This window comes from Pseudomonas sp. RT6P73 (genome assembly GCF_054897715.1).
In genome coordinates this window covers 6,191,758-6,216,312 of the sequence record NZ_JBUBUV010000002.1, presented here as the reverse complement: position 1 = coordinate 6,216,312, position 24,555 = coordinate 6,191,758, and the positions used below count along the sequence as shown (strand labels likewise).

Sequence of the window (24,555 nt, the reverse complement as noted above, 5' to 3'; positions counted from 1 at the left end):
CTCAAGAGCGCGGCGCGTACGCAAACACATCCGCGCGCATCTGATGAGCATCCATTCCCGCGTCAACCAAAGCATCCAGCGTGCCGTACACCATGGCCGGTGAGCCGCTGGCATACACATGCAAGGATTTCAGATCAGGGAAATCCTCACACACCGCCTCATGCAGCATCCCGCAGCGCCCCTGCCAGCCGCATTGATCGCTGACGACTTTATGCAGGAACAAATTCGGCAGTTTCAGCCACTCATCCCAATGCTCGATCTCATAAAAGTCTTCAGGCCGACGCACGCCCCAATACAGATGCACCGGGTGCTTGAAGCCCGCAGCCCGGCAATGTTCGATCAGGCTGTGGATCTGGCCCATACCGGTGCCAGCGGCGATCAGCACCAGCGGACCGTCCGGCAGTTCCGCCAGATGGGTATCGCCGAACGGCATCTCGACCCGCACCAGCGGGTTGCGCTGCAGTTGTTCGATCAGGTTCTGCGCACTGCTTTCGCGCGCCAGCACATGGATTTCCAGGTCTCGCCCGGCATGGGGTGCCGAGGCAAGGGAAAAGGCGGATTTCTCGCCGTTCTCACGCTCGATCATCAAATACTGGCCGGCGTGATAACGCGGCGGTTTGCCGGCCGGCGCTCGCAGGTGCACGCGAAAGGTATCGCCGCCAACATCCCTGCACTCAATGACCTGACACGACAAGCTGCGCACCGGCAATTCTCCCAGCGCGAGCACGCCATCCCACAGCACGATGCAGTCTTCCAGCGGCTCTGCTATGCAAGTGTAGAACTCGCCGTGGTCGCGCACATGGCCTGCCTGTTCGACCCGACCTTCCACCAGCAACGCCGCGCACACGTGGCAATTACCGTTGCGGCAGCTTTGCGGGCAGTCAAAGCCCAGGCGCCGCGCGCCATCGAGAATCCGCTCGCCGGGCAGAATCTCTAGCACTGCTCCGGAGGGCTGCAAGGTTACACGCATCAATCTATTCCTAATTGATTCCAGATGGCATCGATCCGCTGGGTTACGGCGTCGTCCTTGACGATTACCCGGCCCCACTCGCGAGTGGTTTCGCCCGGCCATTTATGCGTGGCATCGAGCCCCATCTTCGAGCCTAAGCCTGAGACCGGCGAGGCGAAGTCGAGGTAGTCGATCGGCGTGTTGTCGATCATCACCGTGTCGCGCTTGGGGTCCATGCGCGTGGTGATGGCCCAGATCACGTCATTCCAGTCCCGCGCATTGATGTCGTCATCAGTGACGATAACGAACTTGGTGTACATGAACTGTCGTAAAAACGACCAGACACCGAGCATTACCCGCTTGGCGTGGCCCGGATACGACTTCTTCATGGTCACGATGGCCATGCGGTACGAGCAACCTTCCGGCGGCAGGTAGAAGTCGGTGATTTCCGGGAACTGCTTCTGCAGGATCGGCACGAACACTTCGTTCAGCGCCACGCCGAGAATCGCCGGCTCATCCGGCGGACGGCCGGTGTAAGTGCTGTGGTAGATCGGTTTGATCCGGTGGGTGATGCGTTCGACGGTAAACACCGGGAAGCTGTCGACTTCGTTGTAGTAACCGGTGTGGTCGCCGTACGGGCCTTCGTCGGCCATCTCGCCTGGATGGATCACGCCTTCAAGGATGATCTCGGCGGTGGCCGGCACTTGCAGGTCGTTGCCGCGGCATTTCACCAGTTCGGTGCGGTTGCCGCGCAGCAGTCCGGCGAAGGCGTATTCGGAGAGGCTGTCCGGTACCGGCGTTACGGCGCCGAGGATGGTCGCCGGGTCAGCGCCCAATGCCACGGAGACCGGGAACGGCTGGCCGGGATGCTTCTCGCACCACTCGCGGTAATCCAGCGCGCCGCCACGGTGGCTCAGCCAGCGCATGATGACTTTGTTGCGGCCAATGACTTGCTGGCGGTAGATGCCGAGGTTCTGGCGGTCCTTGTTCGGACCTTTGGTGACCGTCAGGCCCCAGGTGATCAGCGGGCCGACGTCGCCCGGCCAGCAGGTCTGCACCGGCAGCATCGCCAGGTCGACATCGTCGCCTTCGATGACCACTTCCTGGCACACCGCGTCCTTGACGACTTTCGGCGCCATCGCAATGATCTTGCGGAAGATCGGCAGCTTGGACCAGGCGTCCTTCAAGCCCTTTGGCGGTTCAGGCTCTTTGAGGAAGGCCAGCAGCTTGCCGATCTCGCGCAGTTCGCTGACCGCCTCGGCGCCCATGCCCATGGCGACCCGCTCGGGGGTGCCGAACAGGTTGCCGAGCACCGGAATGTCGTAGCCGGTCGGGTTTTCGAACAACAGCGCCGGGCCTTTTGCCCGCAGCGTACGATCACAGACTTCGGTCATCTCCAGCACTGGAGAGACGGGGATCTGGATGCGTTTCAACTCTCCGCGCTGCTCAAGCTGCTGCACGAAATCCCGAAGATCCTTGAATTTCATTGACGATGGCACCCCTAAAATAGGCGTACATCCTACCTGCTCTGCCGTCCGCTGGCAGCTTATCGCTGCTTACCTGGCCGCATTTGCGTTGCCATCGCCGGTGGTGTCTGGGTTTGCAACCGCTTGAACAGTGGCTCAAGCACCGGCGCGATGAAACATGCACCGACCTCCGACAGGTGATTGTCATCGGTATACAGCGAATGGCCGTCGAGCTCGACACGGCACAGGCCCGCCTGATCACACAGCAACGGTGCCGGATCCACCACGGTCACGTCCGAGTTGGCCGCCGCAATGCTCGCGAACAGCTGGCTGATGAAGGCTTGACGCTTGTAGTGCCTGGCCACTGCCAGCCCGACATCATCGGTCGGACGATGCAGCATGGCCAGGCGGCTGAGGCGGTAAGGCGGGCTGAATTGTTGCAGCGGCGCTTCCTTGATCAGCCACACGCGATGCCCGCCATTGCGCAATTGCCGGACGGTCGCCTGTAATCCATCGGCCAGTTGCTGCTCGGCATTGGCCCGGTCGTAACGACCACGGGAATTTTTCAGTGCATGCCCGAGATCGCCTTTCGCGTCGCCATAGAGATACAGGCTCCAGCGCGCGACCAGCACCACGTCGCTCACTGATTGCGGCTTCAAGGCCTGCTCGACCCGGCGATTGAAACGGGCACATCGCTGATCGTGCTCAAGCCCTTCAACCGGAATGCAGCCCGGGGAACTGGTGAGAATCACGCTGATGCCATGCTGTTGCGCCCCCTCATCGAACACCGGAATCAGCGCGGTCGCGTGACTGTCGCCCCAGACCAGCACCCGTGAGGACAGCGCTGACGCCCCGTAGTGACAGAAGAGCTTGTCGTCAGGGGTTTTGTCGTCGGCCAGGCACCGCATCAGTTCCGGTCGCCATTCCTTCGCTGTGGCGTACTGCAACGCTTGATCGGACAGGCGTGAGGGCAAGCCATCGGTCCAGCGCAACGTTTGACCGACCAGGCCCAGCACCACCACACCGACGCCCGCCGCCAGCAGAATCTGCCGACGCCCCGCCAACAACCGTCGCTCACGGAACGGCGTCTCGACGAAACGCCACGACAAGTAACCCAGCACCAGGCTGAGCAAAATCAATCCAGCGACATCAAACGGACCGGGCTCATCGACACTGGCGTAGCTGGAGAACACAAACACTGGCCAATGCCACAGGTACCAGGAATAGGAGATCAGCCCGAGGCCGACCAGCACCCGACTGGCCAGCAACCCACCCACCAAGGTCTGCCGATGGCCGTTGGCCCAGATCAACGCAACCACGCCCAATGTCGGCAACAACCCCGCTACACCAGGGAATGGCGTGGTTCTGTCGTAGCACGCTACCGCCAGCAGAATCAGCCCGAACCCGCCCAGGCTGACCACTTGAGCCCCGACGGTTGTCAGGCGCCATTGGCTTCTGGGGGCAACGGCCAGCATGGCGCCGGCCAATAACTCCCAGGCACGCATCGGCAACAGGAAAAACGCTTTTTCAGGGTGATGCGCAACGGCCCAGACACTGAGCCCGAAGGACACCAGCAACACGGAGAACAGCGCCAGACGCCAATGCTTGAGACGACTCGACAACAGCGTCAGCAACAGCGGGAAGACAATATAGAACTGCTCTTCAACCGCCAGCGACCACGTGTGCAGTAACGGTTTGAGATCGGAAGCAGCGTCAAAGTAGCCGTCCTGACGCATGAACAGGATGTTGGAAACGAACATCACCTGGTAGCGCACCGAGCGCCCCAGTTCTTCATAGTCCTTGGGGGCCAGCAGGAACCAGCCCACCGCCAGCACGGCAATGATCATCGCAAACAGCGCAGGGAGAATCCGTCGGGCGCGACGGGCCCAGAAATCGACGAAGCTGAAGCGCCCGGCCTGACGCTGGTTCCAGATGATCGAGGTGATCAGGTAGCCGGAAATCACAAAGAAGACGTCAACGCCGACGAATCCGCCGGTAAACCCTGGGACACCAAAATGGAAAAGCACCACAGCAATCACGGCGATTGCACGTAAGCCGTCGATATCCCTTCGGTAAGCAAGCGTACTCATAAACAGTAAGGCCAGTCAGTTGATTGTTTTTTTGTTTTCTAACTGACTGAAGTTAGTCACAAACCTCCCATTTTTCGAGCAAAAAAAATGGCGCCCCGAAGGACGCCATCTTTAGCGGATGTAAAACCGCCTTACTTACGCTTCATCGACAAGAAGAACTCGTCGTTGGTCTTGGTCGTTTTCAGCTTGTCGACCAGGAACTCGATGGCAGCGATTTCGTCCATCGGGTGCAGCAGCTTGCGCAGGATCCACATGCGCTGCAACTCGTCGTCGGCCGTCAGCAACTCTTCGCGGCGGGTACCGGAACGGTTGATGTTGATGGCCGGGAAGACGCGTTTTTCAGCGATACGACGGTCCAGAGGCAGTTCCATGTTGCCGGTGCCTTTGAATTCTTCGTAGATCACTTCGTCCATCTTCGAGCCGGTTTCAACCAGCGCGGTGGCGATGATGGTCAGCGAACCGCCTTCTTCGATGTTCCGCGCGGCGCCGAAGAAACGTTTCGGTTTCTCCAGGGCGTGGGCATCGACACCACCGGTGAGCACTTTGCCGGAGCTCGGGATCACGGTGTTGTAGGCGCGAGCCAGACGGGTGATGGAGTCGAGCAGGATCACCACGTCCTTCTTGTGTTCGACCAGGCGCTTGGCCTTCTCGATCACCATTTCGGCAACCTGAACGTGGCGGGTTGGCGGCTCGTCGAACGTCGAGGCAACCACTTCGCCGCGCACGGTGCGCTGCATTTCGGTTACTTCTTCCGGACGTTCGTCGATCAGCAATACGATCAGATGAACTTCAGGGTTGTTACGAGCGATGTTTGCCGCGATGTTCTGCAGCATGATCGTTTTACCGGCTTTCGGCGGTGCAACGATCAGACCGCGCTGGCCTTTGCCGATCGGGGCGCACAGGTCGATGACACGACCGGTCAAGTCTTCGGTGGAACCGTTGCCGGCTTCCATCTTCATGCGCACAGTCGGGAACAGCGGAGTCAGGTTCTCGAAGAGAATCTTGTTTTTCGCATTCTCGGGACGATCGTAGTTGATCGTGTCGACCTTGAGCAGCGCGAAATAACGCTCGCCTTCCTTGGGAGGGCGGATCTTGCCAACGATGGTGTCACCGGTGCGCAAGTTGAAGCGACGGATCTGGCTCGGCGAGACGTAAATGTCATCCGGGCCGGCGAGATAGGAAGCGTCAGCGGAGCGCAGGAAGCCGAAGCCGTCCTGGAGAATCTCCAGCACGCCATCACCGGAGATTTCCTCGCCGCTTTTAGCGTGCTTTTTGAGCAGGGAGAAAATCACGTCCTGCTTGCGCGAACGGGCCATATTTTCTATGCCCATCTGTTCGGCCAATTCGAGCAGTTCGGTAATCGGCTTTTGCTTGAGTTCAGTCAGATTCATATAGGAATGACGTAATCATTTATGGAGGGGGGGAAATTAAGCTTTTGGCTTAATGAGGCCGCGCCGCAGAGAAGGCGACAGGATCGCGTACTTATTCGAAAAGGAGTGCGTCGGCGACGGCTAGCAGGGGGCAATGGAGAAACCAGTGCGGGGCCGAATGTACCACCTGAGTTTCAGAGCGTCTAGCCCTCAATAACGAAAAGGCCCCGCAATATGCGGGGCCTTTTCCTGACGCTTTATAACAACGCTTAGATGTTGGCGTCGAGGAAGGCAGCCAGTTGCGACTTCGACAGTGCGCCGACCTTGGTCGCTTCAACGTTGCCGTTCTTGAACAGCATCAGCGTCGGGATACCACGCACGCCATGCTTGGCCGGGGTTTCCTGGTTCTCGTCGATGTTCAGCTTGGCAACGGTCAGTTTGCCTTTGTAGGTTTCAGCAATCTCGTCCAGAACAGGAGCGATCATTTTGCAAGGGCCGCACCATTCAGCCCAGTAGTCGACCAGTACAGCGCCTTCGGCCTTGAGGACGTCGACGTCGAAGCTAGCGTCGGTGACGTGTTTGATAAGATCGCTGCTCATGGAAGTCTCCAGGTTGTAAGCAAAAAAACGTGGCCCATCATAGCCGCCCTTCCCTCGTTCAGGAAGGTGCAGTTGATTGAGTCTCGCTATGGTGCCGCATGACTTTGGGTATAGCTCAAGTCACGGGGTGGCGGGAGCGACGAAGGCAATTCCGGTGCGCAGGCTGGCATTGCGCACATGTTCCTGCATGGCCTTCTGCGCCGCGCCGGACGAGCGCCGGGCCAGTGCGCGGAGGATTTTGCGGTGCTCCTGCCAGGTTTCCATGGCCCGTTCGGCCCGGATGAACGGTAGCTTCTGGCTCTCCAGAAAAATGTCGGCGCTGGCCGTAAGGATGCTCAGCATCGCCTGATTGCCGCTGGCCAGCAGAATGCGTCGGTGAAAATCGAAATCAAGTCGCGCCGCTGCTTCGAAGTCGCCGGCCTTCAATTCGTTGCGCATGGCGGCAACATTGTCTTCCAGCGTATCGAGCTCGTGCGTGCTCAGGGTCACCGCGGCCAAACCGGCGGCAAAGCCTTCCAGGGCATAGCGCAACTGGAAAATATCCAACGGCGATGCCTGGGCCGCGAATGGCCAGCTCAGCGCCGCATCACCGCGCGGCAAATCGACCGGCGACTGCACGAATACGCCCTTGCCCGGCTGGATGCTGATCACGCCCAACGCACTCAGCGACGATAACGCCTCACGCAGCGACGCCCGACTGACCCCCAACTGCACCGCCAGGTCCCGCTGCGAGGGCAAGGCATCACCCGGCGTGAAACCCTGTTCGGTAATCAGTTTCCGGATGGCTTGCAGCGCCACTTCAGGTACGGCTCGGGAAATCGAATTCATGGTTTTTCAGACGAACCAGGACAATGAGCGGCTAGTTGTAAAGCTATTCGCAGAGTCCGGCAAGTCGTGCCCCATGGGGGTTCGGCACGTTTCACGGATGCGCTATGAGGGTGCGAAACGCCGCCGCACTGTTCAGACCAGTAAGACCGAATGAATCCAGCAAAACCGTGGCCTGGGGCACCCAAAATCGCTTCTTGGCATGGCCCATGCTCTGTCGATCCGCAGAAATCACTTCTCGCCGATCCGGAGATTTGCCATGACCCTGCGTTACAGCGCCCTGCTCACCGCCCTGTTTGCCAGCCTGATGTTGAGCCAGGCGCCCGCTCACGCCGACGGTCTGGAGGATGTGGTCAAACGCGGCGTCCTCAAGGTGGCCGTGCCTCAGGACTTTCCACCGTTCGGCTCGGTCGGCCCGGACATGAAACCTCGCGGCCTCGATATCGACACCGCCAAACTGCTGGCCGACCAACTCAAGGTCAAACTCGAACTGACCCCGGTCAACAGCACCAACCGCATCCCGTTCCTGACCACCGGCAAGGTCGATCTGGTGATCTCCAGCCTGGGCAAGAACCCCGAGCGCGAGAAGGTCATCGATTTCTCCAGCGCCTATGCGCCGTTCTACCTCGCCGTATTCGGCCCGCCAGATGCCGACATCAAAAGCCTGGACGACCTCAAGGGCAAAACCATCAGCGTGACCCGTGGCGCCATCGAAGACATCGAACTGACCAAAGTCGCTCCCGAAGGCGTGACCATCAAACGCTTTGAAGACAACAACTCGACCATCGCCGCTTACCTCGCCGGGCAAGTCGACCTGATCGCCAGCGGCAACGTGGTGATGGTGGCGATCAGCGAGAAAAACCCGAAACGCGTACCAGCGCTGAAAGTGAAGCTCAAGGACTCGCCGGTCTATGTCGGCGTTAACAAGAACGAGCCGGCGCTGCTGGGCAAGGTCAATCAGATCCTCGCCACCGCCAAGACCGACGGCGCGCTGGAGAAGAACTCCCGGACCTGGCTGAAAGAGCCGTTGCCGGCCGATCTCTGATCGTCGCTCGGGAGATTTGATATGGCCTATCAGTTCGACTTTCTGCCGGTGGTGCAAAACACCGACCTGCTGCTGCGCGGTGCGCTGTTCACCCTTGAACTGACGGCCATTGGCGCAGTGCTTGGGGTGGGGCTGGGCATTGTCGGGGCGTTGGTGCGGGCGTGGAATATCCGCCCGTTCTCGACGATCTTCGGGGTCTACGTCGAGTTGATCCGCAACACGCCGTTTCTGGTGCAGCTGTTTTTCATCTTCTTCGGTTTGCCGTCGCTGGGCGTGCAGATTTCCGAATGGCAGGCAGCGGTGCTGGCGATGGTGATCAACCTCGGGGCCTACTCGACCGAGATCATCCGCGCCGGCATCCAGGCAATCCCCCGAGGACAGCTGGAAGCCGCTGCTGCCTTGGCGATGAGCCGATTCGAAGCGTTCCGCCACGTGATCCTGCAGCCAGCGCTGGGCAAAGTCTGGCCGGCCCTGAGCAGCCAGATCATCATCGTCATGCTCGGCTCGGCGGTTTGCTCGCAGATCGCCACCGAGGAGCTGAGCTTTGCCGCCAACTTCATTCAATCGCGCAATTTCCGCGCCTTTGAAACCTATGCCCTGACCACGCTGCTCTACCTGTGCATGGCGCTGTTGATCCGTCAGTTGCTGAACTGGATCGGCCGTCGTTACATATCGAGGAGCAGCCAATGAGCGATTTCACGTTCTGGGACGTCGTGCGCAACCTGCTCACCGGCCTGCAATGGACCTTGGCGCTGTCGCTGGTGGCATTTATCGGCGGCGGACTCATCGGATTGCTGATCATGGTCATGCGCATCTCGAAAAAACCCCTGCCGCGCAACGTTGCCCGCACCTACATCGAGCTGTTCCAGGGCACGCCGCTGTTGATGCAGCTGTTTTTGGTGTTTTTCGGCGTGTCGCTGGCTGGCGTGGAGATTTCGCCGTGGATGGCCGCGGCGCTGGCCCTGACGCTGTTCACCAGCGCGTATCTGGCAGAGATCTGGCGCGGTTGCGTCGAATCGATACCCAACGGTCAGTGGGAAGCTTCGTCGAGCCTGGCGCTCAATCCGCTGGAGCAACTGCGCTACGTGATTCTGCCGCAAGCGTTGCGGATTGCAGTGGCACCGACCGTGGGCTTCTCGGTGCAAGTGGTCAAAGGCACCGCCGTGACCTCGATCATCGGCTTCACCGAATTGACCAAGACCGGCGGCATGCTCGCCAACGCGACCTTCGAGCCCTTCATGGTCTACGGCCTCGTGGCCCTCGGTTACTTCCTGCTTTGCTACCCCTTGTCCCTCAGTGCGCGCTACCTGGAAAGGAGACTGCATGCCTCTGCTTAGAATTTCCGCCCTGCATAAATATTACGGCGACCACCATGTGCTCAAAGGCATCGACCTGAGCGTCGAGGAAGGCCAGGTGGTGGCGATCATCGGTCGCAGCGGCTCGGGCAAATCCACCTTGCTGCGCACCCTCAATGGCCTGGAATCGATCAACGACGGCGTGATCGAAGTCGACGGCGAATACCTCGACGCCGCCCGTGCCGATCTGCGCAGCCTGCGGCAGAAAGTCGGGATGGTGTTTCAGCAATTCAACCTGTTCCCGCACCTGACCGTGGGCGAGAACGTGATGCTCGCGCCGCAAGTGGTGCAGAAAGTGCCGAAGGCCAAGGCTGTCGAACTGGCGCGGGAAATGCTGGAACGGGTCGGGCTGGGGGAGAAATTCGATGCCTTCCCGGATCGGTTGTCTGGCGGGCAGCAACAGCGCGTGGCGATTGCCCGGGCGCTGGCGATGTCGCCAAAGGTGCTGCTGTGCGACGAGATCACCTCGGCGCTGGATCCGGAATTGGTTAATGAAGTGCTGAGCGTGGTCCGGCAACTGGCTAAAGAAGGGATGACGTTGATCATGGTCACCCACGAAATGCGTTTTGCCCGGGAGGTGGGGGATAAGTTGGTGTTCATGCATCAGGGTAAGGTGCATGAGGTGGGGGATCCGAGGGTGCTGTTTGCGAACCCGCAGACGGCGGAGTTGGCGAATTTCATTGGGACGGTTGAAGCGACAGCCTGAAAGAACCTCAGTGTCCTTAATGCCTTCATCGCTAGCAGGCTAGCTCCCACAGGGGGTACGCATTCCAATGTGGGAGCTAGCCTGCTAGCGATTGACCGCGCAGCGGTCACCTGCAGGACTGCGCTGGATCAAGGCTTTGAACGCTGCGCGTTGGCGTCAGCCTTTGATCGTGGCACGATGTCGAGGTTATCGACCGAGACCCCATGACCATGCCGCAATCCCAAGCCAAGAATCTGTCCCTGATCGCCGCAATCGACCTGGGCTCCAACAGCTTTCACATGGTCGTGGCCAAGGCCCAGAACGGCGAAATCCGTATTCTCGAACGTCTCGGGGAGAAGGTTCAGCTGGCCGCCGGCATCGACGAAGAGCGCCACCTCAACGAAGAATCCATGCAGCGCGGGCTCGATTGCCTGAAGCGTTTTGCCCAACTGATCAACGGTATGCCCCCTGGCGCCGTGCGGATCGTCGGCACCAACGCCCTGCGTGAAGCCCGCAACCGTGGCGAATTCATCCGCCGCGCCGAAGAAATCCTCGGGCATTCGGTGGAAGTCATCTCCGGTCGTGAAGAAGCGCGCCTGATTTACCTCGGCGTGTCCCACACCCTAGCTGACACCCCGGGTAAACGCCTGGTCGCCGACATCGGCGGCGGCAGTACCGAATTCATTATCGGCCAGCGCTTCGAACCGCTGCTGCGCGAAAGCCTGCAAATGGGCTGCGTCAGTTATACCCAGCGCTACTTCAAGGACGGCAAGATCACCCCGGCCCGCTACGCCCAGGCGTACACCGCAGCGCGGCTGGAGATCATGAGCATCGAACACGCCCTGCACCGCCTGACCTGGGATGAAGCCATCGGCTCCTCAGGCACCATCCGCGCTATCGGCCTGGCGCTGAAGGCCGGCGGTCATGGCACGGGCGAGGTCAATGCCGAAGGCCTGGCCTGGCTCAAGCGCAAACTGATCAAGCTGGGCGATGTCGAGAAAATCGATTTCGAAGGCATCAAGCCCGACCGCCGAGCGATCTTTCCTGCGGGTCTGGCGATTCTCGAAGCGATCTTCGACGCCCTCGAACTGCAACGCATGGACCACTGCGAAGGCGCCCTGCGCGAAGGCGTGCTCTATGACCTGCTGGGCCGTCATCACCACGAAGACGTCCGTGAGCGCACCCTCAGTTCGCTGATGGAGCGTTATCACGTCGATCTGGAACAAGCGGCGCGGGTCGAACGCAAAGCCCTGCATGCCTTCGATCAAGTGGCCAAGGATTGGGACCTGGACGACGGCGTCTGGCGCGAACTGCTCGGCTGGGCCGCCAAGGTCCATGAAGTGGGCCTGGACATCGCTCACTATCAGTACCACAAGCACGGCGCCTACCTGATCGAGCACTCGGACCTGGCCGGGTTCTCCCGCGAAGACCAACTGATGCTCGCGCTACTGGTGCGTGGCCACCGCCGCAATATTCCCCGGGACCGATTTGCCGATTTTGGCGATGACGGCATCAAGCTGATTCGCCTGTGCGTGCTGCTGCGCTTTGCGATCCTGTTTCATCACATCCGCGGCACCCAGGAAATGCCGCAGGTGGTATTGCACGCCAACCGCGACAGCCTCGATGTGTTGTTCCCGGAAAACTGGCTGGACGAAAACCAACTGACCCAGGCCGACTTCGCCCTGGAAGCGGAATGGCTGACCCGGGTCAGCTTTACCCTGAACGTGCGCTAAACCTGAAACTGGAAAAGGCCTTCTTCAAGAAGGCCTTTTTTGTGCCTGCAATTCAGCAGACCACACAATTCCCATGTGGGAGCGAGCCTTTGTGGCGAGGGGGCTTGCCCCCGTTCGGCTGCGAAGCAGTCGTAAAGAATGCTACTCGGTATGACTGAAGATCGCAGGGGGCCGCTTCGCGACCCAACGGGGGCAAGCCCCCTCGCCACAAGAGCCCGCTCCCACAGGTCTTGCGTGTTATCGGACGGTCAGGATCGGGCTACCCAAACGCTCCAGCAGCGTCGCCTGCGCACTGCGCGGGTTCTGGTTGCCGGTCGGCGTGTTGCGGATGTAGCGACCGTCCGCCTGCAGGCTCCAGCTGTGGGTGTTGTCGGTGAGATAAAGCTCCAGCTCTTTCTTGACCCGCATGATCAGCTTCTTGCCCTCGACCGGGAAGCAAGTCTCGACGCGCTTGTCGAGGTTGCGCTCCATCCAGTCGGCGCTCGACAGGAACATCTGCTCTTCGCCGCCATTGAGGAAGTAGAAGACCCGGGTGTGTTCCAGGAAACGGCCGATGATCGAGCGCACGTGGATGTTGTGCGAAACCCCGGCGATGCCCGGCCGCAGGCAGCACATGCCGCGCACCACTAGGTCGATACGCACACCGGACTGACTGGCCTTGTACAACGCGCGAATGATCTTCGGATCGGTCAGCGAGTTGAACTTTGCGATGATGTGCGCCGGTTTGCCGTCGAGGGCGAACTGGGTTTCGCGGGCAATCATGTCGAGCATGCCCTTCTTCAACGTGAACGGCGCGTGCAGAAGCTTCTTCATGCGCAGGGTTTTGCCCATGCCGATCAGCTGGCTGAACAGTTTGCCCACGTCTTCGCACAGAGCATCGTCGGAGGTCAGCAAGCTGTAGTCGGTATACAGACGGGCGTTGGCCGCGTGGTAGTTGCCCGTACCCAAATGCGCGTAACGCACGATCTCGCCGGCCTCGCGACGCAGAATCAGCATCATCTTGGCGTGGGTCTTGAAGCCGACCACGCCGTAAATCACTACCGCACCGGCCGCTTGCAGACGGCTGGCCAGTTGCAGGTTGGACTCTTCATCGAACCGCGCGCGCAATTCGATCACCGCCGTGACCTCTTTGCCGTTACGCGCCGCATCCACCAGCGCATCGACGATTTCCGAGTTGGCGCCGGAGCGATACAGGGTCTGACGGACCGCCAATACATGCGGGTCCTTGGCAGCCTGACGCAGCAGGTCGACCACCGGGGTAAACGACTCGAACGGGTGCAGCAACAGGATGTCCTGCTTGCTGATCACGCTGAAGATGTTCTCGCTGTTCTGCAGCAGTTTCGGGATCTGCGGGGTGAACGGCATGTATTGCAGCTCACGCTGACTGTCCAGACCGGTGATGCTGAACAGGCGGGTCAGGTTGACCGGACCGTTGACCTGATACAGCTCGGTCTCGTGCAGGTTGAACTGCTTGAGCAAGTAGTCGGACAACTGTTTCGGGCAGGTATCGGCCACTTCAAGACGCACCGCGTCGCCGTAGCGACGGGAGAACAACTCGCCGCGCAGGGCGCGGGCCAGGTCTTCTACATCTTCGGTGTCGACGGAAAGGTCGGCGTTCCGGGTCAGGCGGAACTGGTAGCAGCCCTTGACCTTCATGCCCTGGAACAGGTCATCGGCGTGCGCGTGGATCATCGACGACAGGAACACATAGTTGTCGCCCGCGCCGCCCACTTCTTCCGGCAACTTGATGACGCGCGGCAACAGGCGTGGCGCCGGGATGATCGCCAGACCGGAATCGCGACCGAAGGCGTCGATGCCTTCGAGCTCGACGATGAAGTTCAGGCTCTTGTTCACCAGCAACGGGAACGGGTGCGTCGGGTCGAGGCCGATCGGGGTAATGATCGGCGCGATCTCGTCGCGGAAATAGCGGCGCACCCAGGTTTTGATCTTGGTGGTCCAGTGGCGCCGACGGATGAAGCGGACCTGATGTTTTTCCAGTTCCGGCAACAGAATATCGTTGAGGATCGCGTACTGGCGGTCAACGTGACCGTGCACCAGCTCACTGATGCGGGCCAGGGCCTGGTGCGGTTGCAGGCCATCGGCGCCGGCCTGTTCACGGGCGAAGGTGATCTGCTTCTTCAGACCGGCCACGCGAATCTCGAAGAACTCGTCCAGGTTGCTGGAGAAGATCAGCAGAAACTTCAGCCGCTCCAGCAACGGGTAGGACTCATCCAGCGCCTGTTCCAGCACGCGGATGTTGAACTGCAGTTGCGAGAGCTCGCGATGGATATACAGGCTGCTGTCATCCAGACCGGGAATGGCAATCGCCGGTGCCGCTGTCGCGGTTTCGGTCACCGCCACGGGCGGAGCGGTCTCCAGCTCCGGCGGTGTCTCGGCGATTTGCTCGACCACGGGTTGAGCTTCTTTTACGGCAACTTCAGTGAGTCCTTCGGTATTCATGGAATGTTCCTGGGAGGGCTATTTCTGCTCTCGTAACAATTGAGCGGCACGCACGGCAAAGTAAGTCAGGATGCCATCAGCACCTGCACGTTTGAAAGCGGTCAGGGATTCGAGGATAACCCCTTCACTCAACCAGCCATTCTGGATTGCCGCCATGTGCATGGCGTATTCACCGCTGACCTGATAAACAAAGGTCGGCACTTTAAATTCTTCTTTGACCCGGTAAAGGATGTCCAGATACGGCATGCCTGGCTTGACCATGACCATGTCCGCGCCTTCTGACAAGTCGGCCGCCACTTCGTGCAGGGCTTCGTTGCTGTTGGCCGGGTCCATCTGATAAGAGGCCTTGTTGGCCTTGCCCAGGTTCAGCGCCGAACCCACCGCATCACGGAAAGGGCCGTAATAGGCGCTGGCGTATTTGGCAGAGTAGGCCATGATCCGCACGTTGACGTGATCGGCCAGTTCCAGCGCTTCTCGGATCGCCTGGATGCGACCGTCCATCATATCCGACGGGGCCACCACCTGAGCGCCAGCCTCGGCGTGGGACAGGGCCTGCTTGACCAGTGCGTCGACGGTAATGTCGTTCTGCACGTAGCCTTCTTCATCGAGGATGCCATCCTGACCGTGGGTGGTAAACGGGTCGAGCGCAACGTCGGTGATCACCCCCAGCTCCGGGAACTGCGCACGCAAGGCGCGAGTGGCGCGTTGTGCAATGCCGTTCGGATTCCAGGCTTCGGCGGCGTCCAGCGACTTGAGCTCCGGAGGCGTGACCGGGAACAGCGCCAGCGCCGGAATCCCCAGCTCGACCCACTTGGCCGCTTCTTCCAGCAACAGATCGATAGTCAGGCGCTCGACGCCCGGCATCGACGCCACCGCTTCGCGACGGTTTTCACCGTCCAGCACGAACACCGGCAGGATCAGGTCATCGACGGTCAGAACGTTTTCACGGACCAGTCGACGCGAGAAATCATCACGACGGTTGCGACGCAGGCGGGTTGCAGGGAACAAACGGTTGGCGGGGGTAAAGCTCACGGCAGACTCCTGAGCCCGCGCTGGGGGCGAGCGTGACAGTTATAAGCGGCCATTATGACCAACGTATGACAGTTATGTGCATCCCTGCGTCACGTAGCCGCATTCCATTGTCCTTGTAGGAAATGTTCACGTCGAGACACATTTGGACACTTTCATGAATGTGCACGAAGGGTTAGGCTGCGCGTTCATTTCGCCAGCATCCAGACAATGCTCCAACAATTTCTTCAGGAATTCGGCTACTTCGCCCTCTTTCTCGGCACGTTCTTCGAAGGCGAAACCATCCTGGTGCTCGCAGGCTTCCTCGCGTTCCGCGGATACATGGACATCAAGATCGTCACGATCGTGGCGTTCTGTGGCAGTTATGCCGGCGATCAGCTGTGGTACTTCCTCGGGCGCAAACACGGCCGCAAATTGCTCGCGCGCAAACCGCGCTGGCAAATGATGGGTGACCGGGCGCTGGAACACATCCGCAAACACCCGGACATCTGGGTGCTGAGCTTCCGCTTCGTCTATGGTCTGCGCACGGTGATGCCGGTGGCGATCGGCCTGTCGGGTTATCCGCCGGGACGTTATCTGCTGCTCAACGGGATTGGTGCTGCGATCTGGGCTGCCGCACTGGCCGCAGCGGCTTATCACTTCGGCGCGGTGCTCGAGGGCATGCTGGGCAGCGTCAAGAAGTACGAGCTATGGGTGCTTGGCGCTCTGCTGTTGCTGGGTCTGGGCCTGTGGCTGCGCCGGCGCTTCAAGAATGCCCGTCTGGCGAAGAAGATCTACGCCGACGAGCAAGCCGAGCTGGCCAAGGCCGCCGAGACTAAGACGCCAATCGAGTGAAGCGGTCTCTGCAGCAGTAGAGACCGATGCCACTGAGCAGGCTGTAGCTGAGCAGGCCGATCCAGCCCACCGCGCCGGCCGGCCACAGCCCGACCACCGGCGCCAGCCACACCAGCGGCACATTCGATGCCAGCCGCAACAGCTCCAGCTTCAATGCCTGCGGGCGATTCTCCAGGGCCATGCCCAACGTAAACAAGCCCAATGCCACCGCGCTCCAGCCCAACACCAGCGCTGCGGTCGGCAAACGCGGCTCCAGGTTCATCAAGTAGCTGCCCAGCGCAATGTAGACGCAGAACTGCAGCGCCACATACAGCTGCTGACGCCCGTCCAGCGGCACTTCGAATTTGCGGAACTGGCTCAGGTCCGGCTTGTTCATCGGGTATTTGGCCGCCACGTCCGCCGGCCGCCAACCGGTGCGCATGAACCAGATCCGCAGCTTGTCCCACTTGCTTTCAGCCCGCCGCGCGTCATCCCAGAGCTGCGCGTAAAACTGCACGTTCGCCCACAGCGGATTCCAGCTCGCCAACGGCGTGGTCACGCCGAAAATCACAGGCTCGTTGTCGTCCTCTTCCTGGAACGAGCCGAATAGACGGTCCCAAATAATGAACACCCCGCCGTAGTTGCGATCCATGTAGAGAGCGTTCTGTGCATGGTGTGCCCGATGATTGGACGGCGTGACAAAGAACCACTCGAACCAGCCGAGCTTGGGAATGTGTTTGGTATGCACCCAGAATTGATACAGCAGGTTCAGCGCGGCGACGCTGATGAACACCAGCAGCGGCACGCCGAACACCGCCATCGGCAGATAGAAAATCCAGCTCAGCAGGAAGCCGGTACTGGTCTGGCGCAGGGCCGTGGAGAGGTTGTAGTCCTCGCTCTGGTGATGCACCGAATGCGCGGCCCAGAGGATGTTGCGCTCATGGCCCATGCGATGCAGCCAGTAGTAGCAGAAGTCGTAAAGGACGAAGGCAAACACCCAGACCCAGACACTGTCGGCGGAGAGTTCGAACAGCGCCAGATGCTTGAGGGCAAACGCATAAGTCACCAGGCCGACGCCTTTGGTCAACAGGCCCGTGGTGGTCGACAACACCCCGGTGCTGATGCTGTTGATCGCATCCGCCAGCCGATAATTGCTTAACCCGCGCCAACGATCCGCCAGCAGCTCGACGGCAATCAGCACAAAGAAAAACGGCACCGCATACAGAATGAAGTCCATTGACGCGCCCTGATCGGAATCTTGAGGACAGATGCTAGGTGTAGCCGCGAATTAACCCTATGGCAACGAGTGACAAATTAGTGGACATTTAACGCCATGAATCTGGAGAAAAACCCATGAGCAAAAAAATTGCAGTGATCCTTTCCGGCTGTGGCGTGTACGACGGCGCCGAGATCCACGAAAGTGTGATTACCTTGCTGCGCCTGGACCAGCGTGGCGCTCAGGTGCAGTGCTTTGCCCCCAATATCTCGCAATTGCATGTGATCAATCACCTGACTGGCGACGAAATGCCCGAGTCGCGTAACGTGCTGGTGGAATCGGCGCGGATCGCCCGGGGCGACATCAAGGATATTCGTGAGGCCAGCGTCGAAGACTTCGACGCGCTGATCGTGCCCGGCGGTTTCGGCGCGGCCAAGAACCTGTCGAACTTCGCCATCGAAGGCGCCGGCTGCACGGTTCAACCGGACGTCCTGGCGTTGACCGAAGCGTTTGCCGAAGCGGGCAAACCGGTGGGGTTGATCTGCATTTCACCGGCGCTGGCGGCGAAAATCTATGGACCGGGCGTGACCTGCACCATCGGCAACGACGCCGAAACGGCCGCCGCCATGAACAAGATGGGCGCCACCCACCAGGAATGCGCGGTGAGCGACATCGTCGAAGACAAGGCCCGCAAACTGGTGTGCACCCCGGCGTACATGCTGGCGCAGAGCATCAGTGAAGCGGCATCGGGGATCAACAAACTGGTCGACCGCGTCCTCGAATTGACCCACGAAAACGACGCCTGAACCGATTCAAATGTGGGAGCGAGCCTGCTCGCGATGAGGCCATAAGATTCAACGCATATGTTGACTGTTAAACCGCCATCGCGAGCAGGCTCGCTCCCACAGGGTTCTTTGTAAGGCTCAGGTTTTGCGGGTCAGCCGCGTGAGTATCCGGTCCAGCGCATTGGCAAATGCCTGCTTCTCGCGCTCGCCAAACGGCGCCGGTCCGCCGTTCATCTGGCCCTGTTCACGCAGATCGGTGAACAGGTTACGCACCGCCAACCGATCGCCCATGTTCTGCGCATCGAACTCCTTGCCCCGCGGATCCAGCGCGGCAACGCCCTTTTTCACCAGCCGATCGGCCAGCGGCACGTCGCTGCAAATCACCAGCTCACCCGGCACCGCGTGTTCCACCAGATAGTCATCGGCGGCATCCGGGCCGCTTGGCACCACGATCAGCTTCACCAGGGTCAGCCCCGGTTTGATCTGCGGCTGCCCGGCCACCAGCACCACTTCGAACTGACGCTTGAGGGCAAACTTCACCACCAGATCCTTGGCCGCCCGAGGGCAGGCGTCGGCATCGATCCAGACACGCATAGACTTTTTCCTCTTCTAAAAGCTTCGCGGGCAAGTCGGGTCGCCGCATCGCTCGCCCCTACAGATATCACAATCCGTAGGAGCGAGGCTTGCCCACGAATATGAGCGAAGCGAATGCCTTTTAAGAAACCTGCACCCGCCGCTTCTCCGCCACCCAGCTACGGCCATACAGCACGATAATCGCAACGATCGCCACCGCCTGAGCACTCAGCGAATACGCATCCGCGTGAATCCCCAGCCAGTCGAAGTCAAAGAACGGCACCGGCCGCGTGCCGAAGATCCCGGCTTCCTGCAACGCCTTCACGCCATGCCCGGCAAACACCACCGACAACGCGCACAGCAGACCGGCGTTGATGCTGAAGAACAACGACAGCGGCAGTTTCTGCGAGCCGCGCAGGATCACCCACGCCAGCCCGACCAGCAACACCAGCGCCGTCGCACCACCGGCCAGCACCGCGTTATGCCCCGCAGGACCCGCCTGCAACCACAGGGTTTCGTAGAACAGAATCACTTCAAACAGCTCGCGATACACCGAGAAAAACGCCAGGGTCGCAAAGCCGAAGCGTCCACCGCCGCCCACCAGGCTGCTCTTGATGTAGTCCTGCCACGCCGCCGCGTGGCGACGGTCGTGCATCCACACGCCGAGCCAGAGCACCATCACGGCAGCGAACAACGCCGTCGTACCTTCCAGCAACTCGCGCTGCGAACCGCTGACATCGATCACGTACGCCGCCAGTGCCCAGGTAGCCAGACCAGCGACCAACGCCAGGCCCCAACCAACGTTGACGCTGCGCACCGCCGACTGCTGGCCGGTATTGCGCAGGAACGCCAGAATCGCTGCCAGCACCAGAATCGCTTCCAGGCCTTCGCGCAGCAGAATCAGCAAACCGGAGATGTAGCTCAGGGACCAGCTCAAGCCGTCGCTGCCCAGCAACCCGGCGGACTCCTTCAACTTGGCCTTGGCCGCGTCCAGACGCTGCTGGGCCTGAGCCACCGGCAAACCGTCCTGCAACGACTGACGGTAAGCCATCAGGGATTTTTCGGTGTCCTTGCGCACGTTGGCGTCGACGTTGTCCAGCGAGCTTTCGACCAACTCGAAGCCTTCCAGATAGGCCGCTACCGACAAGTCATAGGCTTGATCGTGATCGCCGGCACGGTAGGCCGCGATGCTTTTATCCAGGGTTGCCGCGGTGTAGTCGAGCAACTGCGCCGGGCCCCGCTTGACCTGCGGCGGCTGCGCTCGCTGCGCACGGAAAGTCGCGGCGGCTTGTGGACCATCGGCGGCTTGCACTTCGGCCGGCGTCTGACGTGACAGGTCGGCGATGTTGTAGGTCTTTTCGGATTTTGCTGCGGCCGGATCGGCGCTGAAACTGGCGATGTAGGTCGCCAGGTCCCAACGCTGGCGATCGTCCAGCTGATCGGCGAAGGCCGGCATGTCCGTGCCTTCGACGCCCAGGCCCAAGGTGCTGTAAATCGCGTAGAGGCTCAGGTGGTCCAGGCGCGCCGTGTCACGCAGATTAGCTGGCGGCGGCGTCAGGCCAACACCCGCCGGACCGTCGCCGGCACCCGTATCGCCGTGGCAGACCGAGCAATGCTGGGCGTACAGCGGCGCACCACGAGTCGGATCCGGGGTAATGATCGGCGCCTGGCTGACTTCATAGGTTACGGCCAGTTTCGCGCCGAGTTGCCGAGCCTGACGGGCCACGTCTGCGCCGTCCTGACGGGCAGCGATGGCGTTGCGCAGCGCACTGACGCCCTGCTCCAGCCCGGCTTTTTCGGGTTTGGCAGGCAACGCGGCGATCAAGCCTTGCAACACCTTGATGAATTCCAGCTGCTCGCGGTATTCGGACTCGTCGGTGACGTTGCCCCCTTGCACCGTCTGCGGGTAATCCGCGCCGATGTAATCAAGCAAATGCAGGGCTTGCGGCGCGCCTTCCACGGTGTCGGCCAGCAGATTGAAACTGCACAAGGCAAACAGCGGCAACACCAGCCAGGCCAGGAAACGGGACGGGGCAGTCATGAATGAATCTCAATTGGAAATACGAAGTAACACATTGTTCACTTCCAATGACTTTCACTCAAGCTTTGTTAGCAAGTGCCGGTGTTTCTCAGCGGATTCGGGGCATGAAAAAGGCGACCTCAAGAGTCGCCTTTTTCGTACCTGAGCGTTTTACACCGCAGCTTTGCGCAGCGTCGCCATAAACGCCGCAGCACCGATGAACAGCCCCGCAAAGGTCCGGTTCATGCGTTTTTGCTGCTTGGGCGTGCGCAACAGGCGCAGCACCTTCGATGCCAACCCGGTGTAACCGGCCATGACGATCAGGTCGACGCAGACCATGGTCACGCCGATGATCAGGTACTGGGCCAGCAGCGGCGCGTGGGGATCAATGAACTGCGGCAGCACCGCCAGCATGAACACCAGCGCCTTGGGGTTGCTGATGTTGACCAGGAAACCGCGGAACACCAGGGCCAGCGGCTTGCCGATCTGACGCACTGCGGCGTCGTCACTCATGTCGCTGGGCAGCGCGCGCCATTGCTTGATCGCAAGGTAAACCAGGTACGCCACGCCGAACCATTTGATCGCATAGAAAGCCGTGGCCGATGCCGTGAGAATCGCGCCAACCCCGGCGCCGACAATCGCGATCTGTACCGCCAGGCCAAGCTGCAAGCCCAAAGCATTCCAGTAACCGCGCCAGAAACCGTATTGCAGACCGCTGGACATCGACGCAATGGCGCCGGCACCGGGAGACAGACTGATCACCCAGCAGGCGGCAAAAAACGCCAGCCATGTTTGAAGCTCCATTGCACACCTCGACTCAGACTCGTGACAGACGTCTAAGCTAATGCGGCTTTGGGCGCATGACTACCGATTTTTTGTCGGACAGAGCGCCTGCCGACCAGCGTTTTCGGCTTTAGGGCCCCATCGCGAGCAGGCTCGCTCCCACAGATGACCGCGTACTTGTTTAGCTACGCGGTCTAATGTGGGAGCGAGCCTGCTCGCGATGGCGGTGTTTCATGCGAAAGAAGGTTTACTTTTCGATCCCGCTCAACGAAAACACATCCGTACCGCGCCAGCGTCGAACCGAACGCTGGAAGAACAAGCTGTTGGGCACTTGGACCATGGCGCTGCCGGTGCCAAGTTCTTCGGCTTCGATCAACGTGGTGTAAAGCAGATTGATCGCCACCACCCGACCTTTGACGCCGGGCTTGTCGGTGGTGTCCACCAACTCAACAACATCACCGATACGGAACGGGCCGACGGTGAAGATCAGGATCGCGCAGAGCAGGTTGGAGAGCACGCTCCACATGGCGAAGAACGCCACCGCCGCGACCGCTACAAACCCGGACAACGCGGTCCAGAGTACGGTGGCCGAGACCCCGAGGCGTTCCAGCACGAAAATCAGCGCACTGCCCATGATCAGCCAGCGCAAACCGCCGCGCAGCGGCATCAGCAACTGCGGCGGAAACGGATAGCGCTCGCTCAGGCGAGTCAGGCATTTGGCGATGAAGCGTTGGGCGAAGTAACCCGCCAACAGGATCAGCAGGATTTGCGCGGCGAACCAGATCGGCTCGCCCCACCCCGCCGGCAGCGGCAGCTTGAAGGCTTCCATCAGGACAGCGCCTCCAGCTCCGCCTGCATGCTTTCGAGCAGTTCCAGGGCTTCCATCCAGGCTTCTTCGAGTTCGGCTTCACGTACCTTAAGCTTGGCCTGTTCAGCCAGCAGATCGCGCAAATCGTTCTTGCGCATCGGTTCGTAAATGTCGCTGTCGCCGAGGCTGGTATCGATCTTCGCCAGTTTCTCGTGCAGCTTGCCCAACTCGGCTTCCAGCTTGTCAGCCTCACGCTTGTGCGGTGCCAGTTGCTGACGCAACGCAGCAGCGGCCTGGCGCTGGGCTTTCTTGTCGGTCTTGTCCGGATTGACCGGGGTGTTGCTGACCGGGGCATTGCGCTGACGGTAGTCGACCAGCCAACGGGCATAGTCTTCCAGGTCGCCGTCGAACTCCTCGACCTTGCCGTCAGCCACCAGATAGAAATTGTCGGTGGTGCTTTTGAGCAGATGACGATCGTGGGAAACCACCAGCACTGCGCCACTGAATTCCTGCAGGGCCATGGTCAGCGCCAGGCGCATTTCCAGGTCCAGGTGGTTGGTCGGTTCGTCGAGCAGCAACAGGTTCGGCCGATCCCAGGCGATCAATGCCAGGGCCAGACGGGCCTTTTCGCCACCGGAGAAATTCAGCACCGGCTCATCGATGCGCGCGCCACGGAAGTCGAAACCACCGAGGAAGTCGCGCAGAGTCTGTTCACGCTCGGTGGGCGCCAGACGCTGCAAGTGCAGCAACGGGCTGGCCTTGGCATCCAGCGAATCCAGCTGATGCTGGGCGAAGTAGCCCACGACGGTGTTCTCGCCACGGGTCAAGCGACCGGCCAACGGCGAGAGTTCACCGGCAAGGTTTTTGATCAGGGTCGATTTACCGGCGCCGTTCGGGCCGAGCAAACCGATCCGCGCGCCGGGGGTCAGTTGCAGCTTGACCTTCTCCAGCACGGCTTTGTCGCCATAACCCAGGCGAGCATCCGACAGATCGATCAGCGGGCTGGAGATTTTCTGTGATTCGCGGAAGACGAAGTCAAACGGCGAGTCGACGTGGGCGGCGGACAACTCTTCCATCCGCTCCAGCGCCTTGATCCGGCTTTGGGCCTGACGGGCCTTGGTGGCCTGGGCCTTGAAGCGGGCGATGTAGCTTTCCATGTGCGCACGTTGCACCTGCTGCTTCTCGTAGGCCTGCTGTTGCTGGGCCAGGCGTTCGGCACGGGCGCGTTCAAACGCGCTATAGCCACCGCGATACAGGGTGATCTTGCGCTGATCGACGTGGGCCACGTGATCGACCACGGCATCGAGGAAGTCCCGGTCGTGGGAAATCAGGAGCAAGGTGCCGGGATAGCTTTTGAGCCATTCTTCGAGCCAGATGATGGCGTCGAGGTCCAGGTGGTTGGTCGGTTCGTCGAGCAGCAGAAGGTCTGAGGGGCACATCAAAGCCTGCGCCAGGTTCAGACGCATCCGCCAACCACCAGAGAAATCTCCTACCGGGCGATCCATCTGCTCGTTAGTAAACCCAAGACCGGCCAGCAGCTTGCGGGCCCGGGCGTCGGCGGTGTACCCGTCGGCGCTGTCGAGTTCCGCGTGCAGGCGGGCCTGAGCCGCGCCGTCATGCGATGCTTCGGCCGCCGCGAGGTCACGTTGCACCTCACGCAGGCGCAGGTCGCCATCGAGCACGTAGTCGACCGCCAGGCGTTCGAGGGTCTCGATTTCCTGACGCATGTGGGCGATGCGCCAGTCGGCCGGCAGGAAGCAGTCACCCGAGTCCGGGTGCAGCTCACCCCGGATCAAGGCGAACAGGCTCGATTTGCCGGCGCCGTTGGCACCGATGAGGCCGGCTTTGTGGCCGGCGTGCAGGGTCAGCTCGGCGTCTTCTAGCAGACGTTGCGGGCCACGCTGTAAAGTCAGGTTCTGAAGTCGAATCATAATGGCGGCGGAGTCTACCA

Annotated in this window: 21 protein-coding genes; 7 read left to right on the top strand and 14 right to left on the bottom strand. The window is 60.5% G+C overall.

Annotation, left to right across the window (positions count from 1 at the left end):
• Nucleotide 1 precedes the first annotated feature (1 nt).
• The 6 genes from ACYZT6_RS28565 to ACYZT6_RS28540 form a co-directional block, all read right to left on the bottom strand.
• Entirely contained in the window at nt 2-970 is a 969-nt protein-coding gene (locus tag ACYZT6_RS28565; RefSeq protein WP_462029547.1) for a CDP-6-deoxy-delta-3,4-glucoseen reductase, read from the bottom strand.
• Nucleotides 970-2,436, bottom strand: a complete 1,467-nt coding sequence (gene ubiD / locus ACYZT6_RS28560) for a 4-hydroxy-3-polyprenylbenzoate decarboxylase (protein WP_007942423.1) — start codon at nt 2,434-2,436, stop codon at nt 970-972. The genes ACYZT6_RS28565 and ubiD overlap by 1 nt, the downstream gene beginning before the upstream one ends.
• Before the next feature lie 59 nt (nt 2,437-2,495).
• On the bottom strand, nt 2,496-4,505 hold the full coding sequence (locus ACYZT6_RS28555) for an acyltransferase family protein (RefSeq protein ID WP_462029546.1): 2,010 nt from the start codon (nt 4,503-4,505) through the stop codon (nt 2,496-2,498).
• Nucleotides 4,506-4,636: 131 nt separating this feature from the next.
• A complete protein-coding gene (rho, locus tag ACYZT6_RS28550; RefSeq protein WP_007942421.1) occupies nt 4,637-5,896 on the bottom strand; it encodes a transcription termination factor Rho in 1,260 nt (419 codons plus the stop codon).
• Between the two features lie 248 nt (nt 5,897-6,144).
• On the bottom strand, nt 6,145-6,474 hold the full coding sequence (gene trxA / locus ACYZT6_RS28545) for a thioredoxin TrxA (protein WP_008150340.1): 330 nt from the start codon (nt 6,472-6,474) through the stop codon (nt 6,145-6,147).
• 120 nt (nt 6,475-6,594) lie between these two features.
• A complete protein-coding gene (locus ACYZT6_RS28540) occupies nt 6,595-7,302 on the bottom strand; it encodes a FadR/GntR family transcriptional regulator (protein ID WP_462029545.1) in 708 nt (235 codons plus the stop codon).
• Nucleotides 7,303-7,558: 256 nt separating this feature from the next.
• On the opposite strand from ACYZT6_RS28540, the gene ACYZT6_RS28535 reads away from it, so the two are divergent.
• The 5 genes from ACYZT6_RS28535 (at nt 7,559) to ppx (ending at nt 12,117) form a co-directional block, all read left to right on the top strand.
• The gene (locus ACYZT6_RS28535; protein ID WP_462029544.1) at nt 7,559-8,344 is read left to right on the top strand and encodes a transporter substrate-binding domain-containing protein; all 786 of its coding nucleotides are present in this window, start codon (nt 7,559-7,561) and stop codon (nt 8,342-8,344) included.
• Nucleotides 8,345-8,365: 21 nt separating this feature from the next.
• On the top strand, nt 8,366-9,034 hold the full coding sequence (locus ACYZT6_RS28530; RefSeq protein ID WP_462029543.1) for an amino acid ABC transporter permease: 669 nt from the start codon (nt 8,366-8,368) through the stop codon (nt 9,032-9,034).
• Nucleotides 9,031-9,681 (top strand): amino acid ABC transporter permease, encoded by a 651-nt coding sequence (locus ACYZT6_RS28525; protein ID WP_462029542.1) that lies wholly within the window; start codon nt 9,031-9,033, stop codon nt 9,679-9,681. Before ACYZT6_RS28530 ends, ACYZT6_RS28525 begins: the two co-directional genes overlap by 4 nt.
• The gene (locus ACYZT6_RS28520) at nt 9,668-10,405 is read left to right on the top strand and encodes an amino acid ABC transporter ATP-binding protein (protein ID WP_438658217.1); all 738 of its coding nucleotides are present in this window, start codon (nt 9,668-9,670) and stop codon (nt 10,403-10,405) included. Before ACYZT6_RS28525 ends, ACYZT6_RS28520 begins: the two co-directional genes overlap by 14 nt.
• Nucleotides 10,406-10,614: 209 nt before the next feature.
• Entirely contained in the window at nt 10,615-12,117 is a 1,503-nt protein-coding gene (ppx, locus tag ACYZT6_RS28515) for an exopolyphosphatase (RefSeq protein WP_462030028.1), read from the top strand.
• Between the two features lie 237 nt (nt 12,118-12,354).
• Here ppx and ppk1 read toward each other — a convergent pair whose 3' ends face one another.
• A complete protein-coding gene (gene ppk1 / locus ACYZT6_RS28510) occupies nt 12,355-14,577 on the bottom strand; it encodes a polyphosphate kinase 1 (protein ID WP_462029541.1) in 2,223 nt (740 codons plus the stop codon).
• Between the two features lie 18 nt (nt 14,578-14,595).
• A complete protein-coding gene (hemB, locus tag ACYZT6_RS28505) occupies nt 14,596-15,609 on the bottom strand; it encodes a porphobilinogen synthase (RefSeq protein WP_008150323.1) in 1,014 nt (337 codons plus the stop codon).
• Nucleotides 15,610-15,816: 207 nt separating this feature from the next.
• On the opposite strand from hemB, the gene ACYZT6_RS28500 reads away from it, so the two are divergent.
• Nucleotides 15,817-16,440: a DedA family protein gene (locus ACYZT6_RS28500; RefSeq protein WP_131060758.1), complete on the top strand. Its 624-nt coding sequence runs from the start codon at nt 15,817-15,819 to the stop codon at nt 16,438-16,440.
• Here ACYZT6_RS28500 and ACYZT6_RS28495 read toward each other — a convergent pair.
• Complete coding sequence (locus ACYZT6_RS28495; protein ID WP_462029540.1) at nt 16,421-17,656, bottom strand: sterol desaturase family protein; 1,236 nt, start codon at nt 17,654-17,656, stop codon at nt 16,421-16,423. The two genes, ACYZT6_RS28500 and ACYZT6_RS28495, sit on opposite strands and share 20 nt — an antisense overlap.
• 116 nt (nt 17,657-17,772) lie before the next feature.
• Between ACYZT6_RS28495 and elbB the strand changes: the two genes are divergently transcribed.
• The gene (gene elbB / locus ACYZT6_RS28490; RefSeq protein ID WP_462029539.1) at nt 17,773-18,441 is read left to right on the top strand and encodes an isoprenoid biosynthesis glyoxalase ElbB; all 669 of its coding nucleotides are present in this window, start codon (nt 17,773-17,775) and stop codon (nt 18,439-18,441) included.
• Nucleotides 18,442-18,558: 117 nt separating this feature from the next.
• On the opposite strand, the gene ACYZT6_RS28485 is transcribed toward elbB, so the two are convergent.
• The 5 genes from ACYZT6_RS28485 to ACYZT6_RS28465 all read right to left on the bottom strand — a co-directional run bounded on the left by ACYZT6_RS28485 (nt 18,559) and on the right by ACYZT6_RS28465 (nt 24,535).
• Nucleotides 18,559-19,014 carry a YaiI/YqxD family protein gene (locus tag ACYZT6_RS28485; RefSeq protein ID WP_462029538.1) on the bottom strand — a complete coding sequence of 152 codons (456 nt, stop codon included), beginning with the start codon at nt 19,012-19,014 and terminating at the stop codon, nt 18,559-18,561.
• 121 nt (nt 19,015-19,135) lie between these two features.
• A complete protein-coding gene (locus ACYZT6_RS28480) occupies nt 19,136-21,034 on the bottom strand; it encodes an FTR1 family protein (protein ID WP_462029537.1) in 1,899 nt (632 codons plus the stop codon).
• Nucleotides 21,035-21,184: 150 nt separating this feature from the next.
• Complete coding sequence (rhtB, locus tag ACYZT6_RS28475) at nt 21,185-21,817, bottom strand: homoserine/homoserine lactone efflux protein (RefSeq protein WP_403099641.1); 633 nt, start codon at nt 21,815-21,817, stop codon at nt 21,185-21,187.
• A 226-nt stretch (nt 21,818-22,043) separates the two neighbouring features.
• On the bottom strand, nt 22,044-22,625 hold the full coding sequence (locus ACYZT6_RS28470; protein ID WP_462029536.1) for a mechanosensitive ion channel domain-containing protein: 582 nt from the start codon (nt 22,623-22,625) through the stop codon (nt 22,044-22,046).
• A complete protein-coding gene (locus tag ACYZT6_RS28465) occupies nt 22,625-24,535 on the bottom strand; it encodes an ATP-binding cassette domain-containing protein (protein ID WP_462029535.1) in 1,911 nt (636 codons plus the stop codon). The genes ACYZT6_RS28470 and ACYZT6_RS28465 overlap by 1 nt, the downstream gene beginning before the upstream one ends.
• Nucleotides 24,536-24,555: the final 20 nt, after the last annotated feature.